Origin of the sequence: Actinomyces acetigenes (genome assembly GCF_031296635.1) — a bacterium.
Taxonomy (GTDB): domain Bacteria; phylum Actinomycetota; class Actinomycetes; order Actinomycetales; family Actinomycetaceae; genus Actinomyces; species Actinomyces acetigenes.
The window spans coordinates 1-14,189 of record NZ_JASPFC010000014.1; the positions used below are offsets into that span (position 1 = coordinate 1).

The 14,189-nt window shown below is 69.5% G+C and carries 12 protein-coding genes; 6 read left to right on the top strand and 6 right to left on the bottom strand.

Annotated features, from left to right (window positions below; all coding sequences use genetic code 11):
• Positions 1–17 precede the first annotated feature (17 nt).
• Entirely contained in the window at positions 18–749 is a 732-nt protein-coding gene (locus RIV14_RS07135; RefSeq protein WP_075372850.1) for a histidine phosphatase family protein, read from the bottom strand.
• 60 nt (positions 750–809) lie between these two features.
• On the opposite strand from RIV14_RS07135, the gene dapD reads away from it, so the two are divergent.
• The 4 genes from dapD (at position 810) to RIV14_RS07155 (ending at position 5,466) form a co-directional block, all read left to right on the top strand.
• Complete coding sequence (gene dapD, locus RIV14_RS07140) at positions 810–1,793, top strand: 2,3,4,5-tetrahydropyridine-2,6-dicarboxylate N-succinyltransferase (RefSeq protein ID WP_070659634.1); 984 nt, start codon at positions 810–812, stop codon at positions 1,791–1,793.
• Between the two features lie 183 nt (positions 1,794–1,976).
• Positions 1,977–2,756 (top strand): succinate dehydrogenase cytochrome b subunit, encoded by a 780-nt coding sequence (locus RIV14_RS07145; RefSeq protein ID WP_081381860.1) that lies wholly within the window; start codon positions 1,977–1,979, stop codon positions 2,754–2,756.
• Complete coding sequence (locus RIV14_RS07150; protein ID WP_075372849.1) at positions 2,753–4,714, top strand: fumarate reductase/succinate dehydrogenase flavoprotein subunit; 1,962 nt, start codon at positions 2,753–2,755, stop codon at positions 4,712–4,714. The genes RIV14_RS07145 and RIV14_RS07150 overlap by 4 nt, the downstream gene beginning before the upstream one ends.
• Positions 4,711–5,466 (top strand): succinate dehydrogenase/fumarate reductase iron-sulfur subunit, encoded by a 756-nt coding sequence (locus RIV14_RS07155; protein WP_075372848.1) that lies wholly within the window; start codon positions 4,711–4,713, stop codon positions 5,464–5,466. Before RIV14_RS07150 ends, RIV14_RS07155 begins: the two co-directional genes overlap by 4 nt.
• Before the next feature lie 1,034 nt (positions 5,467–6,500).
• Here the strand turns inward: RIV14_RS07155 and RIV14_RS07160 are convergent.
• Positions 6,501–7,949, bottom strand: coding sequence for a purine-cytosine permease family protein (locus RIV14_RS07160; protein WP_075372846.1), 1,449 nt, complete (start codon positions 7,947–7,949; stop codon positions 6,501–6,503).
• 263 nt (positions 7,950–8,212) lie between these two features.
• Here RIV14_RS07160 and RIV14_RS07165 point away from each other — a divergent pair, with 263 nt between their 5' ends.
• Complete coding sequence (locus RIV14_RS07165) at positions 8,213–8,401, top strand: CsbD family protein (RefSeq protein ID WP_070660035.1); 189 nt, start codon at positions 8,213–8,215, stop codon at positions 8,399–8,401.
• Between the two features lie 74 nt (positions 8,402–8,475).
• On the opposite strand, the gene RIV14_RS07170 is transcribed toward RIV14_RS07165, so the two are convergent.
• The 3 genes from RIV14_RS07170 to RIV14_RS07180 form a co-directional block, all read right to left on the bottom strand.
• On the bottom strand, positions 8,476–9,672 hold the full coding sequence (locus RIV14_RS07170) for an RCC1 domain-containing protein (RefSeq protein ID WP_075372845.1): 1,197 nt from the start codon (positions 9,670–9,672) through the stop codon (positions 8,476–8,478).
• 38 nt (positions 9,673–9,710) lie between these two features.
• The gene (locus RIV14_RS07175; protein ID WP_075372844.1) at positions 9,711–10,373 is read right to left on the bottom strand and encodes a peptidase; all 663 of its coding nucleotides are present in this window, start codon (positions 10,371–10,373) and stop codon (positions 9,711–9,713) included.
• 167 nt (positions 10,374–10,540) lie between these two features.
• Positions 10,541–11,218, bottom strand: a complete 678-nt coding sequence (locus RIV14_RS07180; protein WP_075372896.1) for a ferritin-like fold-containing protein — start codon at positions 11,216–11,218, stop codon at positions 10,541–10,543.
• Between the two features lie 566 nt (positions 11,219–11,784).
• Here RIV14_RS07180 and RIV14_RS07185 point away from each other — a divergent pair.
• The gene (locus RIV14_RS07185) at positions 11,785–13,440 is read left to right on the top strand and encodes a DEAD/DEAH box helicase (protein ID WP_075372843.1); all 1,656 of its coding nucleotides are present in this window, start codon (positions 11,785–11,787) and stop codon (positions 13,438–13,440) included.
• Positions 13,441–13,507: 67 nt separating this feature from the next.
• Here RIV14_RS07185 and RIV14_RS07190 read toward each other — a convergent pair whose 3' ends face one another.
• Entirely contained in the window at positions 13,508–14,137 is a 630-nt protein-coding gene (locus tag RIV14_RS07190) for a MarC family protein (RefSeq protein WP_075372842.1), read from the bottom strand.
• Positions 14,138–14,189: the final 52 nt, after the last annotated feature.

A 14,189-nucleotide genomic window follows, 5' to 3' on the forward strand; every position in this document is an offset into this window, starting at 1 on the left:
CGAGGGCGGCTGCTGGGTCACCGGGCCGCCTCGACGTGCCCGTCGGGGCTGACGGGGCTGGCAGGGCTGACGGGGCTGGCACTGCCCGCGGTCTTGGCGGAGGAGGTGCCGGGCACCATGTCGCGGGCCTGGCGCAGCAGGTCACCGGCCGGTTCCCAGTAGGCCAGCCCCACCAGGGTGCGGCCTTCGAAGGTCAGGGAGGTCAGGGAGGCCAGGGCGCACTGGCGGCGGCGCGGGTCGTGGGCCAGGGGGCGGCCCTCCAGGAAGAGGCGCAGCGACCAGACGGGCAGCTGGTGGGAGACGAGGAGCGCCTCGTGGCCCTCGGCGAGGTCGAGCGCGGAGACGACGGCGCCGCGCATGCGCTCGACAATCTCCCGGTAGGGCTCGCCCCAGGAGGGGCGCAGCGGGTTGATGTAGCTGGACCAGTAGGTGGGGTGGACCAGGATCCAGCGGTTGCGGTTGACGGCCACGCCCTCGAAGGAGTTACCGGCCTCGATGAGCCGGGGATCCGTCGTCGGCACCAGGCCGAAGGCGGCGGCGGTGGGGGCGCCGGTCTCCCGGGCCCGTTCCAGGGGTGAGGTGATGACCCGGGTGATGTCGTGCCCGGATGCGGACAGGACGTCGGCGACCTGCTGGGCCATCTGGTGGCCCAGGGCCGACAGGTGGTACCCGGGCAGGCGGCCGTAGAGGATGCCCTCGGGGTTGTACACCTCGCCGTGCCGCATGAGGTGGATCGTCGTGCGCGCCATGCGGTGATTCTCGCACGCCCACCGGCAACGGTCATCCACCGGGGACCGTAGGGTGTTCCCATGACGACTCGCAGCGCATGGGGTCTCGGTCTGGCGACCGTGACTGACGACGGCAACACCCTCGACGTGTGGTACCCCCGCCCGGTTCTCGGTGACGAGCCCGAGGACGGGCACGCCGACCTCCTGGCCTCCCTGAGCGCCATGGAGCGCCGTGATGAGGCCCGCGGTGTCCACACCACGGTGGTGCGCACCTGGGCCGACCTCGACGACGCCCCCCAGACCGTGGCCGGCGCCTACCTGCGCCTGCACACGTTGTCCCACCGCCTGGTCCGGCCCAACACCGTCAACCTGGACGGGATCTTCTCTCGCCTGCCCAACGTGGTGTGGACCTCCGCCGGCCCCTGCCGCGCCGAGGACTTCGAGACCACCCGCATGCGGCTGCGCGCCGCCGTGGGACGCCCCGTCCAGGTGCACTCGGTGGACAAGTTCCCCCGCATGACCGACTACGTGCTGCCCTCGGGGGTGCGCATCGGCAACGGCGCGAACGTGCGCCTGGGCGCCTACCTGTCCGAGGGCACCACGGTCATGCACGCCGGCTTCGTCAACTACAACGCCGGGACGCTGGGGCGCTCCATGGTCGAGGGCCGCATCTCCCAGGGGGTCGTCATCGGTGACGGCTCCGACGTCGGCGGCGGCGCCTCCACGATGGGCATGCTCTCGGGCGGCCGGCGCCAGCGCGTGGCCCTGGGCGAGCGCTGCCTGCTGGGGGCGAACTCGGGGCTCGGGATCCCGCTGGGTGACGACTGCGTCGTCGAGGCCGGCCTGTACCTGACGGCCGGCACGAAGGTCTCCCTCATGCCGCAGGGCGGCGTGGTACCCGGCAACCACGGCCTGTTCAAGGAGCCGCGCGTGGTCCCGGCCCGCGAGCTGGCCGGCGCCTCCAACGTCCTGTTCCGCCGCAACTCCCAGTCCGGCGCCGTCGAGGCCTTGGCCCGCGGCGGCAAGAGCATCGAGCTGGGCCCGCCCCAGCACGCCGGCCAATAGGGTTCTCCTCCTCCGACTCCCCCGCCGCCGCGTTTCTCGTTCCGGCCATCTTCCGCCTCAGCCGCGGGAGGCGGCCGGTCGCATTGGACGACCCGCCGAAACACAGGGTTCACACCCTATGCCAGTATCACTGTGTTCGTTATCATAGTGATGGGTTGTTCTGCGCAAAGGAGGGTGGGTCAGATGGCTGCAACGTCCACGGTCGTCCGCGTCCCTGAGGCTGCTCAGCCCGTTGGTGACGCGCTTCCTCCCCGGCGCAGGCGCCGCACCCCCGTGTGGGCCTCGCAGCGCGTCCTCAAGGTGACGATGGCGGTCACCGGCACGATCATGGCCCTGTTCGTCGTGGTCCACATGGTCGGCAACCTCAAGGTTCTCGCAGGCCCGGAGGCGTTCAACGGCTACGCCGCCTGGCTGCGGCAGGTCGCCTACCCGCTCCTGCCGCACGAGGGGCTCCTGTGGGCGATGAGACTGGCCCTGGGGGCCTGCATCGCGGCGCACGTGGCAGCGGGGATCACGCTGTGGCGACGCGCGAGGAGCGCTCGCGGGGCCTTCCGGCGCCGGGCCCTGCCCGCCCGCACCATCGGCGCCCGCTCCATGCTGGTGACCGGTGCCCTCATCGGGGTCTTCATCCTCATCCACCTTCTCGACCTGACCATCGGCCGCCTCATCGCCCCTGAGGGCTTTCAGGCGCCGACGACGTCGAACGGCGAGCTGCAGGTCAGCGCCTACCACAACCTCGTGGCGAGCCTGTCGCGTCCCGGCATGGCGGTCTTCTACAGCCTGGTCATGCTGGCGCTCTCCCTCCACCTGGCGCAGGGCCTGTGGAACGTGGTCATCGACCTGGGCGGCACCGGCCCCAGGCTGCGCAAGGCCTGTCGCGCCCTCGCCCTGGCCGTGGCCCTGGTCATCGCCGTCGTCAACGGCCTGCTGCCCGTCCTCATCTGCACGGGGGTGATCGGATGAGCGCGAGCGTGCCGGGGGCCGTCGGCGGCCTGTACGACGTCGGCGAGGACCTTGATGCGCATCTGCCGGACTGTCCGCCCGAGCAGGCCTGGGAACGCCGGCGCGACGAGTACCGCCTGGTCAATCCCGCCAACCGCCGCAAGCTGACCGTCATCGTGGTGGGCGCCGGACTGGCCGGTGCGGGGGCGGCCGCGACCCTGGGGCGCCTGGGTTACCGGGTGGAGTGCTTCAGCCTGCACGACTCCCCGCGCCGCGCCCACTCGGTGGCCGCACAGGGTGGGATCAACGCCGCCCGGGCCCGCAAGGTCGACGGCGACTCCCTGGCGCGCTTCGTCAAGGACACCGTCAAGGGCGGGGACTACCGGGGGCGGGAGGCCGACGTCGTGCGCCTGGGGCTGGAGTCCGGCCGGGTCATTGACCACATGGAGGCGATCGGGGCGCCCTTCGCCCGCGAGTACGGCGGCCAGCTCGCCACCCGCTCCTTCGGCGGGGTGCAGGTCTCGCGCACCTACTACACGCGCGGGCAGACCGGCCAGCAGCTGGAGATCGCCTGCGCCCAGGCCCTCCAGGAGCAGGTCGCCGCCGGGAGCGTCCGCATGCACACCCGCACCGAGATGCTCGACCTCATCGTGGCCGACTCCCGCGCGCAGGGCATCGTCACCCGGGACCTGCTCTCCGGCGAGGTGCGCGCCCACACCGCTCACGCCGTCGTACTGGCCACCGGCGGCTACGGCAGCGTCTACCACTACTCGACCCTGGCCATGGCCTCCAACGCCACCGCCACCTGGCGCGCCCACCGGCGCGGGGCGGCCTTCGCCTCTGCCTGCATGGTGCAGTTCCACCCCACGGCGCTGCCGGTGAGCTCTCATTGGCAGTCCAAGACGACGCTCATGAGCGAGTCCCTGCGCAACGACGGGCGCATCTGGGTGCCCGCGAGCCCCGGGGACGAGCGGCCCCCGAACGAGATCCCCGAGGACGAGCGCGACTACTACCTGGAGCGCAAGTACCCGGCCTTCGGCAACCTCACCCCGCGTGACGTGGCCTCACGCAACGCCCGCGAGCAGATCGAGTCCGGCCGCGGCGTCGGGCCGCTGCGCAACTCGGTCTACCTCGACTTCCGCGATGCTCTGGAGCGGCTGGGCAGGCAGACCATCGCCTCGCGCTACGGCAACCTGTTCGAGATGTACCTCGACGCCACCGGGGAGGACCCCTACGAGGTGCCCATGCGCATCGCCCCGGGGGCCCACTTCACGATGGGCGGGCTGTGGGTGGACTTCGACCAGATGTCCACCATCCCGGGACTGTTCGTGGGCGGGGAGGCCTCGAACAACTACCACGGCGCCAACCGCCTGGGGGCGAACTCGCTGCTGAGCGCCAGCGTGGACGGCTGGTTCGTGCTGCCGCTGGCCGTGCCGAACTACCTGGCCGGGCTGGTGGGCAGTAGGCCCCTGAGCCCCGACGCGCCGGAGGCGCTCCAGGCCGTGGCCGATACCCGCGAGCGCATTGAGGCGCTCATGGCGGTGGACGGGACCCACCGTCCGGTGTGGTTCCACCGCCGGCTGGGCGAGATCCTCTACGCCGGCTGTGGGGTCAGCCGCTCCGAGGCGGGACTGCTACGCGCCCTGGAGGAGGTGCGCGCCCTGCGTGAGGAGTTCTGGGCCGACGTCACCGTGGTCGGTGGCCAGGCGCGGCTCAACCAGGAGCTGGAGAAGGCGCTGCGGGTCGCCGACTTCCTGGAGCTGGCGGAGGTCATGGTCCTCGACGCCCTGGACCGGCGCGAGTCCGCCGGCGCCCACTTCCGTGAGGAGTACGCGACCCAGGGCGGTGAGGCCCGGCGCAATGACGAGTCCTGGTGCTCGGTGTCGGCCTGGCAGACGGGGGACGATGGCGGGCACACGCGCCGCACGGAGCCGCTGAGCTTCTCGCTGGTGCCCATGCAGGTGAGGGACTACCGATGAGGATCGAGCTGGAGATCTGGCGGCAGGATGGGCCGCGGGCACGGGGTTTCTTCGAGAGTCACGTGGTGGAGGACGCCGAGCCGCAGATGAGTCTGCTCGAGCTGCTCGACCGCCTCAACGACCAGATCATCGAGGCCGGTGGCGAGCCGGTGGTCTTCGAGTCGGACTGCCGGGAGGGGGTGTGCGGGGCCTGCGGCTTCCTCGTCAACGGGGTGCCGCACGGGCCGCTGGACACGACCCCGGCCTGCCGTCAGCACCTGCGGGCCTTCCCGGGGGTGACGCGCTTCCGGCTGGAGCCGTGGAGGTCGGCGGCGTTCCCGGTCATCCGGGACCTGGTGGTGGACCGCACGGCGCTCGACGAGCTCATCCGGGCGGGCGGGACCGTGGACGTGGCCGCGGGGACCGCGCCGGATGCCGACGACGTCGCCCAGGGGCACCTGCAGGCGGAGCGGGCGCTGGATTTCGCGGCCTGCATCGGCTGCGGGGCCTGTGTGGCGGCCTGCCCGAACGGGGCGGCGGCGCTCTTCGCGGGGGCGAAGCTGGCGCACCTGTCGCTCATGCCGCAGGGGCGTATCGAGCGGGGGCGCCGGGCTCGGGCGATGACGCGGGAGCTCGATGAGCTCTTCGGGCCGTGCTCGGTGTACGGCGAGTGTGTGCCGGCGTGTCCGGCGGGGATCCCGATCGAGGCGATCGCGCTGCTCAACCGGGAGGTGCTGCGCGCCGGCCTGCGCGGGGCGCCCCGCGACGACTAGGGCCCGTCGCACAAGTAGGGACGCGTCCGCGCGTTCGTAGGGTAGCCCTCGCGTTCGTACCCTTAACCCCCCGAACGCGAGGCATAAGGTACGAACGCGACGGCGGCCTACGCTGTGTTGCCGCATGACATCCGAGCCCTTGGTTGGAAGGCTTGCCGGGGGACCGCGCGGTACGCACGACCCTTGACCAGCTCAGCCCCGCCTTCGTGCACATTGGTCGACTCGGAACGGGAGGAGGGGTCCGGGCCCGGAACTGGGCGTTGAACCATGGCCTCCGGGCCTGCCCTTGAGCAAGCGCCTCGCGTTCGTACCTTAGAGCGCGCTTTCGTACCCTTAACCCTCTGTGTTGTCTCATGTCTTCTGGGAGTTTCGGATGTCATGACGTCTCAAGACATCGGTGGGGTGGGTCTGCCGGAGGGGAGAGCTGCTGCTTGGGCTTGTCGGAGGGGGCCGGCCCGGTCACTGTGGTGGCTGCCGGTGTCGTCTGGATGCACTGCACGAGGGTGGGGTGCTACTGGAGGAGGGTTGGGGGTACTGGGGGTAGGTGGGGCCTTCGTGCAGTACGCACAACCCGTGGCCAGTGGATCCCGACCCTCGTGGAGTAGACCGACTCGAGGCGAGACTCAAGGCAGAGCCGGCGTCGAGTCATAGCCTCCGGGCCCCAGCGCAGACGGCGGTCAGAAGACGGTGGAGGAGGACCTGAGACGCAGGCGCCGGACTGTGCCACCAAGAACCCCGGACTCACTCCTGCGCGGCCCGGTGTCCACAGCGCTGACATGAACGATCCTGCCGCCAAAGCACCCCGTGGGGATCGTTGGAATCCTGCGGTTCTTCCTCGGCGTGCGACGCCGGTGCGCCTGTGATGTCAGCACCATGGACACCAGCGACCTGCCAGGACCCGCCAGACTTCTTCCCTCCGCGCATCGCCGCCTCCAGGACCACCAACTTGCCCCGGGTTCCCGCCCGAACGAGTGCCTCAGAAGCCATGACACTCACATGTCTCACAAGCGAGGAGACAGCACACGCACGGTCACTCACGAACGGGCCTCCTGACAGGCGACCCGGCCTCGGCCGAGGACAAGGTGCCCGAGCACACCGACGAGCAGAGCGACCAGCACACCGAGGTTGGCTCCGGCCCATGCCCCGTCACGACCCCCGAGAGGCCCAAGCAGGTAGCCCTGCCAGGACAACCAGGAAGCGGCCGAGTTGACGACCAGCCCCCAGCCGACGACGGAACCGGCAGCCACCAGGGCGATGGCCTCCCAGTTGACTGAGCCGTAGACGCCGTCAGGCGTGAAGAGGGCCTCCTCGTCGTAGTCGCGCTTGCGCAGGATGACCTCAGCGACCATGACTCCGGCCCAGGCGGCAATGACGACTCCCAGGGTGGTGAGGAAGCCCTGGAAGGGGCCGAGGAAGTCATCGGCACCGAAGATGACGGCGATGGTGCCCACGGTCATGATGGTGGCGTCGATGGAGGTGGCCACGTGCCGGCGCACGGGCAAGCCGGTCGCCAGGAGCGACAGCCCCGAGGAGTACAGGTCCATGATGATGCCGCCGGCCAGCCCCAGGATGGCGACGATCGCGAAGGGGATGAGGAACCATGTGGGCAGGATCGTGGTCAGGGCGCCGATGGGGTCGGCGTTGATGGCCTTGCCGAGCTCGGCGTCGGAGCCCACCAGCAGGATGCCGAAGAAGACGAGCACCACGCAGGGCAGTGCCGATCCCAGCGTGGTCCAGCCGATGACGCCGGTGGTCGAGGCCCTGCGGGGCAGGTAGCGGGAGTAGTCGGCGGCGGCATTCACCCAGCCGAGGCCGAAGCCGGTGGCCACCATAACCAGCGCTCCGATGAAGGCTGCGGGGCCGCCCGGCGGCAGGGCCAGAATCCTGTCGACACTGATCTGGGGAGCAACAAGGACGAGGTAGATGATGGTGAGGACACCGGTGGCCCAGGTGATCCAGGTCTGGACCCTCATGATCGCCTCGAAGCCGAGGATGCCTGCGCTGGCGGCCAGACCGACGGTGAGCAGGAAGCCCAAGATCTGGGCACCGACCTGGTTGTGCCAGCCCAGAGCCTGGAACACCGTGGCCGAGGCCAGGGTGGCCGAGACGCACAGGACGGTCTCCCAGCCGACCGTGAGGATCCAGGACAGGGCCGCGGACAGGCGATTGCCGTTGTAGCCGAAGGCCGCTCGGGACAGCGCCAGGGTGGGGGCGCTGCCTCGCTTGCCCAGGACAGCCACGACACCGCACAGGAGGAAGGAGACGATGACACCGACGCTGCCCGCGACGACCGCCTGCCAGAAGGACAGTCCGAACCCGAGGACCCAGGCGCCCCAGGACAGTCCCAGGACGGAGATGTTGGCCGCGAACCAGGGCATGAAGAGATCGCTCGGCCGCCCTTTGCGATCAGACTCGGAGATGACGTCAAGACCGGCGTTCTCGACGCGGGTGGCGGCGGGAACGTCCGCAGATGCACTGCTCATGGGCGATCGACCTCGGTGTCGGTATCAGGAGGCTCTCGAACGAGAGGTGTCTGAAGTCTATAGGCATTGAGATGCGGCGAACGACGTCGGAGAGACGAGACGAGCCACCGCACCCTCAGTGACATAGGATATGTCACACGTTTTAGGCGATCTCCATAGCAACTCTCACTGGATACCGGGCGTCGTCTCAGACGTACACATGTATAGTCGAGCCATCCTCCACGTCTCCACGTCACGGAGACTCACCATGGAAAGGAGCTCTCATGAGCGACAACGGAACCGTTGACAGGATCGCCGGCAAGGCCAAGGAGGCCGCGGGCAAGGTCACTGGCAACAAGGAGACCGAGACCGAGGGCAAGCTCCAGCAGGCCGAAGGCAAGATCAAGGAGGTCGCCGAGGACGCCAAGGACGCCATCAAGGGCGCAGTCAACCACCTCAAGGGCGACAAGTAAGCGTCGTCGCGACATACGCCGAGCGCCCAGCCTCCTGAAGGAGACTGGGCGCTGTTGCGTTGTCGGCACCGGCTTCAGCTGCTCGCGGGGATCAGGGTCGGCGCCACGTTGACCACGCTCTGCGAGGGGTCGGCCTGCCCCCAGGAGTTGTTCCCCCAGGTCCAGGTCCCCTTGTCGACAGTGGCCCACGTGTCATAGCCGGAAGTGCCGATCTGGGTGGCCCCGCTGATCTTGTCCACCTGCACCAACCCTGACGGGGTGTCGGAGACAGTGCCGTTGACCTGCCCGTAGCGGTTGGAGCCGAAGCACCAGACTGTGCCTTTGGCGAGCGCGCAGGTGTGCTCGTAACCGGAGACGAGCGCGGTGGGAGCGGCCGGCAGCTTGCCGACCTCCACGGCCTGGTTGACCAGCGCCTCATTAGTCTTCTTACCGAGCTGGCCGACCTCGTTGGCGCCCCAGGCGTAGACCTTGCCCGAGTCGTCCACGGCCACGGCGAAGCCCTTGCCCACGCTCAGCGCCGAGACCTTGACCTTCTCCAGCCCTGGCACCGCCGTCGGCGAGACACGTGCGCCCTGGGTGTTGGCCTGGGCGTCGGCGCCCCAGCAGGAGACTCCAGTGCCGCCGGAGGAGCAGACGAAGGAACCGCTGCCGGCGCGCAGGGTTGCGGGTTTGGTGGCAGCAGGGGCCGCTGCAGCGGAGGGTGACGGAGCCGCCGCATTCTTGCCGGGCCACAGCCAGTGCCCTCCCAGAGCACCCCCGACCAGTCCGAGGGCGAGCACACTGACCGCCACGACCGGGAGGACCCACCCGCGGCGTGGAGCGTCGCTCGAGTACTGGGAGACATCGCTCTGCGGCGCCTCCATCTCGGTCACCATGGGCAGCGGCTGAAGCCTGTAGCCCTGTGGCTGAGGCTGCGTCGCCATCTGCGGCTGGGGCGGTGCGACCCCAGCCGGCTGCTGAGCAGGCTGAGTCGCCCCGTAGTCCACGGTGTCTCCACGAGCGCCGTCGCCTCTGAATGCGCCGTCAAAGGCCACGGGATCTGCAGGCGCCCCATACAAGGACGCGGGGTCCTGAACGGGCACCTGCTGCTGAGCAGGCAGGTACCCGGCAGGCTGCTGAGGGGAATATCCGGCAGATGCTGCGATCTGTTCGAGCTGCGCGCGCTGCTCGGGCGTCCAGGCGTGCCCGGTGGCAAGGGCCTCCCGAGCACGCTCAGGACTGCCGCCGATGAACCACAGCACCCTGTCCCCGTCGAGCATCCGGTCATCCATGGGCCAGACCTCTCCTCAACGTCAAGGACCGATGTGTGTCAGTAGGTCAGCCTACGGCGCGCCATGAGCATGGCGGCACCTGCCGCGCCGGTGCCCAGCACTACCCAAGCGGCGGTCGTCCCCGCACCGGTCTGGGCCAGGGTGGAGCGACCTGAGGTGGCGGTACCCTGCTGGCCAGAAGCAGCCTGAGCCTGCCTGCGGGGAGCGGCGGCCTGCTCACCGGGGGCATCCGCGGAGCCCCGGGGGGCACTCTCCTCGGCGGCCGCAGGGGCGCCACCCTCAGAGGACCGCTCGGGAGCCGGAGCCTGCTGCTGCTCGGGAGCGGCCTGGGAACCGGCAGGATCGCCCTGCTGCTGGTCGCCCTGGTTCTGCTGAGGCTGCTCAGCCGGAGCCTCCGGCTTGTTCTCCTGCTGCGCCGCGGCGTTGTTGGCACCCGGAGCCTGGGGAGCAGCCTTGCCCGCATCGTCCGCGGGGGCGGGAGCAGGCGCGGGGGCAGGGGTGGGAGCGGGTTTGTCGCCTTCAGGGTTAGGGGCGGCCGGGGAGGGGGTGTCGGGCTGGGGAGCGTCAGCCTTCGCGTCACTGGCCTGCGCCGTCGACTGCCCGGCGGCGGGAGCCGAGTCCGTGTCAGCAGCGGCCGCACCGACCGGGATGACAGACAGGGCAACGGCCGCGGACGCGGCCATCCATACGCTTCGCTTCATGGGAACTCCTTGAGGACTTGAGAGCCACGGCTCTTACGTCGGGTGATGAGGATGTGGATGCGGCCACCTTACCCACCGCAGCCCGGGTCCTGTCACGCTACCGACACGGGCACTACTCCACTGTTGGACACTTCACATCACCACCGCGTGGGGGTGGTGGGAGGTGGTCAGACCCTCAGGCCCAACCCTCTCATACGGGAGACCGCCCCCTGGGACAGTACCGAGTGGAGCTGCTCCTGAGCCATCTGGCCGAGAAGCTCGGGGAACTGCCCCAGGAGCCTCTGGAAGGTTCCGATCTCTTCACCGATGACGCGCCGGCCCCACAGCCCCAGCCGGGCGGCCAGCTGTTGGTCTGCCGCGATGACCTCCTCCAGCTCGGCAACGGCGTACGTACCGATCGGATCCTGGCTGAGCTCGTGGACGAGTCCGCTGCGCAGGGGATCGTCCAGGGACTCGCTCAGCGCCATCCCGAAGTCGATGAGCAGCCCGAAGGTGATGTAGGTCTTGAGCAGGCGCTCGGCCCAGTCCAGTGGCCGCAGCCGCTCGTCGAAGTCACCCAGGACGTCGGTGAAGCGCTCGGCCGCCCCCAGGGCGTCGATGCCGTGGGTCGAGGCCAGCTCCACGACCCGGTCGAAGGAGGCGACCTCCCAGGCGCTCATGCGCAGCAGGTCGACCCGGGCCGTCATCCGCGGAGCCCGGTCGGCATCCTTGGCGTAGCGGGTGCAGGCCGCTGTCCGGGAGATCGCGACGACGCCGACGACGGACAGCTCGTGAGGACCGACCTGCATCGGGGTGAAGGCGCTGGGCTGAGGTGACGGAGTCGACATCTGGGACATGGCCACCATCGTAACCAGCCCACCCTCGCCGAGCAGCCTTGCCGTCGCGCCCACATCAGCCGCCACTGCAGCCGCCACTAGGAGAAGACATGATTTTCAATTGTGAGTCGATGAATCATCAAAGGTGAGGCAGGTATTACCCGAATGAGACTCGTTAACCTACTCAGACATCTTTCATTCTTGACCACAAGTCCCCTGACGACGCCCCTCGTCATCTTTTTCAATGAACTGCCAGAAAGGCTTTACTTGAGGATCACACCAGACAGGCACAGCAGCAGATTCGCCCCGCACCGGTTCACCACATGCAACGCCTCCACCTCCACCTGATCTCCCCCACACCCGTCGTGACATCACCCACACTCAAGCCGCCAAGGTGACGCCCAACGCCGCGAATATGTTGGAAAGCCGCTACGCTGACGGCGTCCACGGTTGCCCGGTCGTCAGATGGACTCAGATATGACTCGCGATCGGCTGCCACATCCGACGGCGCCAACGCCCACGCAGCGCACCCCACCGTGCGCGCGAGCAACAGCCGCGCCGGACCGGTTCAACCTGATCAGAAGACAAGGAACCTCGTGAGCAACGAGCAGCACGGGGCCGACGCCGTCGAGCCCGACCACAACTCCACAGAAGACCAGACCACCATCGAGGGTGCTGACGCCACTGCCGCCACGTCCGGGATCATCGAGACGGCCGGCGCCCACGCCCCCGTCCTGGACGAAGCCACTCCCGACATCACCGACGAGGGTGCCCAGACCGACCTGAGCCGCAAGACCTTCGCCGACTTCGGTGTCGAGCCGGAGATCTGCGAGGCCCTGGACGCCAAGGGCATCACCCACCCCTTCCCCATCCAGGCCCTCACCCTGCCGGTGGCCCTGGAGGGACAGGACATCATCGGTCAGGCCAAGACCGGCACTGGCAAGACCCTGGGCTTCGGCATCCCCCTGCTCATGGACACCCTGGGCCCCGGGGAGGAGGGCTGGGACGAGGATCCCGCCTCCGGCAGCCCCCAGGCCCTGGTCATCCTGCCCACCCGTGAGCTGGCCAAGCAGGTCGCCGAGGAGCTGTCCACGGCTGCCGCCAAACGCACCGTGCGCATCGTCCAGGTCTACGGCGGGCGCGCCTACGAGCCCCAGATCGAGGACCTCGAGCGCGGAGCCGAGGTCGTCGTGGGGACGCCCGGCCGCCTCATCGACCTCATGGAGCGCGGCGTGCTGGACCTGGCTCACGTGACCACCGTCGTCCTGGACGAGGCCGACGAGATGCTGGACCTGGGCTTCCTGCCCGACGTGGAGAAGATCCTGGCCCGCACCCGCGCCGACCGGCACACGATGCTCTTCAGCGCCACCATGCCCGGGGCCGTGGTCGCCCTGGCGCGCCGCTACATGACCCGCCCCACCCATATCCGCGCCCAGGACCCGGGCGACGAGGGCATGACTGTCCAGACGGTCCAGCAGGTCGTCTACCGCACTCACTCGATGAACAAGGTGGAGGTCGTCTCCCGGATCCTCCAGGCCGAGGGACGTGGACGCACCATCATCTTCGCGCGCACCAAGCGCACGGCGGCCCGGGTGGCCGATGACCTGCGCGCCCGCGGCTTCGCCACCGCGGCCCTGCACGGCGACCTCGGCCAGGGGGCCCGCGAGCAGGCCCTGCGCGCCTTCCGCCACAACAAGGTGGACGTCCTGGTAGCCACCGACGTGGCCGCCCGCGGCATCGACGTCGACGACGTCACCCACGTCATCAACTACCAGTGCCCCGAGGACGAGAAGATCTATGTCCACCGCATCGGGCGCACCGGCCGCGCCGGTAACTCCGGCACGGCGGTCACCTTCGTGGACTGGGACGACGTGCCGCGCTGGCGGATCATCGCCAAGGCCCTGGGCCTGCCCATCGAGGAGCCGGTGGAGACCTACCACACCAGTAAGCACCTGTTCTCCGACCTGTCGATCCCGGAGAAGGTCACCGGCCGCCTGCCCCGCCACAAGCGCATCCTGGAGGGGCTGGACGCTGAGGAGATCGAGGACCTGGGTGAGACCGGCAGGCACGGACGCAAGCAGTCCGGCCGGAAGGGCGGGCGCTCGGAGCGCGGCCGGGGCCGCGGCGGCAGGGACGCCAAGCGCGGCGAGCGTTCCCGGCGCTCCGCCGACGGCGAGGACAAGCCCCGGCGCAAGCGCACCCGTAAGCGCACTCGCGGCGGCCGCCCCATTGACAGGACCGTCGGCGAGTAGGGCGGCATAGAAGCGGCTGAGACGCACGTGGATCTCAGCCGCTGTCCGACTCCGGGGCGGACCCGGGTCAGAGGCGGGTCTCCAGGAAGGCGAAGACGCCGTCGGCCATGATCTGGACGGCGATGGCTGCCAGGAGCAGTCCCATGACCCGGGTGAGGATCCGGATGCCGGAGGTGCCCAGCACCCGGTTGAGCCCCAGGGAGAAGCGCAGCGAGGCCCAGATGGCGACGTGCGTGCCGACGATCGCGGCCGTCACGGAGACCCATCCGGCTACCCCACCTCCGGTGGTGTCCACGGCGACCATCGCCGCGACGATGGCGCCGGGCCCGGCCAGCAGCGGCGTGCCCAGAGGAACGAGAGCGGCGTTGGCGGTGACGGCCTCAGGGTCAGGGCTCTCATCGACCTTGTCGGTCAGCAGCTCCAGGGCCACCAGGAGCAGGAGCAGACCTCCGGCCACCTGGAGAGAGGGCACCGAGATCCCCAGGAACTTCAGGATGTAGCGCCCGAAGACCGCGAAGAGCACGATGACGGCGAAGGAGACGACCGTGGCCTGGCGTGCGGAGGCGGCGCGCTCGGTGGGTGTCTGCCGCGAGGTCAGGGACAGGAAGATCGGGATGGCGCCCAGGGGGTCCTGAATGACCAGGAGCGTGGTGAAGGTCGTGGCGAAGACCGTGGTGTCGAAGACGGACTGCAACATGGGGGTGTTTCTATCACCGCCGCTCGGCGGGAGTCGGGTGCCGGGGCCGGTC

Bases quoted from the DNA above. Each gene is read 5' to 3' on its own strand.
- RIV14_RS07190 (WP_075372842.1), bottom strand. From the start codon at position 14,137: ATGTTGCAGTCCGTCTTCGACACCACGGTCTTCGCCACGACCTTCACC.
- RIV14_RS07145 (WP_081381860.1), top strand. From the start codon at position 1,977: ATGGCTGCAACGTCCACGGTCGTCCGCGTCCCTGAGGCTGCTCAGCCC.
- RIV14_RS07150 (WP_075372849.1), top strand. From the start codon at position 2,753: ATGAGCGCGAGCGTGCCGGGGGCCGTCGGCGGCCTGTACGACGTCGGC.
- RIV14_RS07135 (WP_075372850.1), bottom strand. From the start codon at position 749: ATGGCGCGCACGACGATCCACCTCATGCGGCACGGCGAGGTGTACAAC.
- RIV14_RS07160 (WP_075372846.1), bottom strand. From the start codon at position 7,949: ATGAGCAGTGCATCTGCGGACGTTCCCGCCGCCACCCGCGTCGAGAAC.
- RIV14_RS07175 (WP_075372844.1), bottom strand. From the start codon at position 10,373: ATGAAGCGAAGCGTATGGATGGCCGCGTCCGCGGCCGTTGCCCTGTCT.
- RIV14_RS07170 (WP_075372845.1), bottom strand. From the start codon at position 9,672: ATGGATGACCGGATGCTCGACGGGGACAGGGTGCTGTGGTTCATCGGC.
- RIV14_RS07180 (WP_075372896.1), bottom strand. From the start codon at position 11,218: ATGGTGGCCATGTCCCAGATGTCGACTCCGTCACCTCAGCCCAGCGCC.
- RIV14_RS07165 (WP_070660035.1), top strand. From the start codon at position 8,213: ATGAGCGACAACGGAACCGTTGACAGGATCGCCGGCAAGGCCAAGGAG.
- dapD (WP_070659634.1), top strand. From the start codon at position 810: ATGACGACTCGCAGCGCATGGGGTCTCGGTCTGGCGACCGTGACTGAC.
- RIV14_RS07155 (WP_075372848.1), top strand. From the start codon at position 4,711: ATGAGGATCGAGCTGGAGATCTGGCGGCAGGATGGGCCGCGGGCACGG.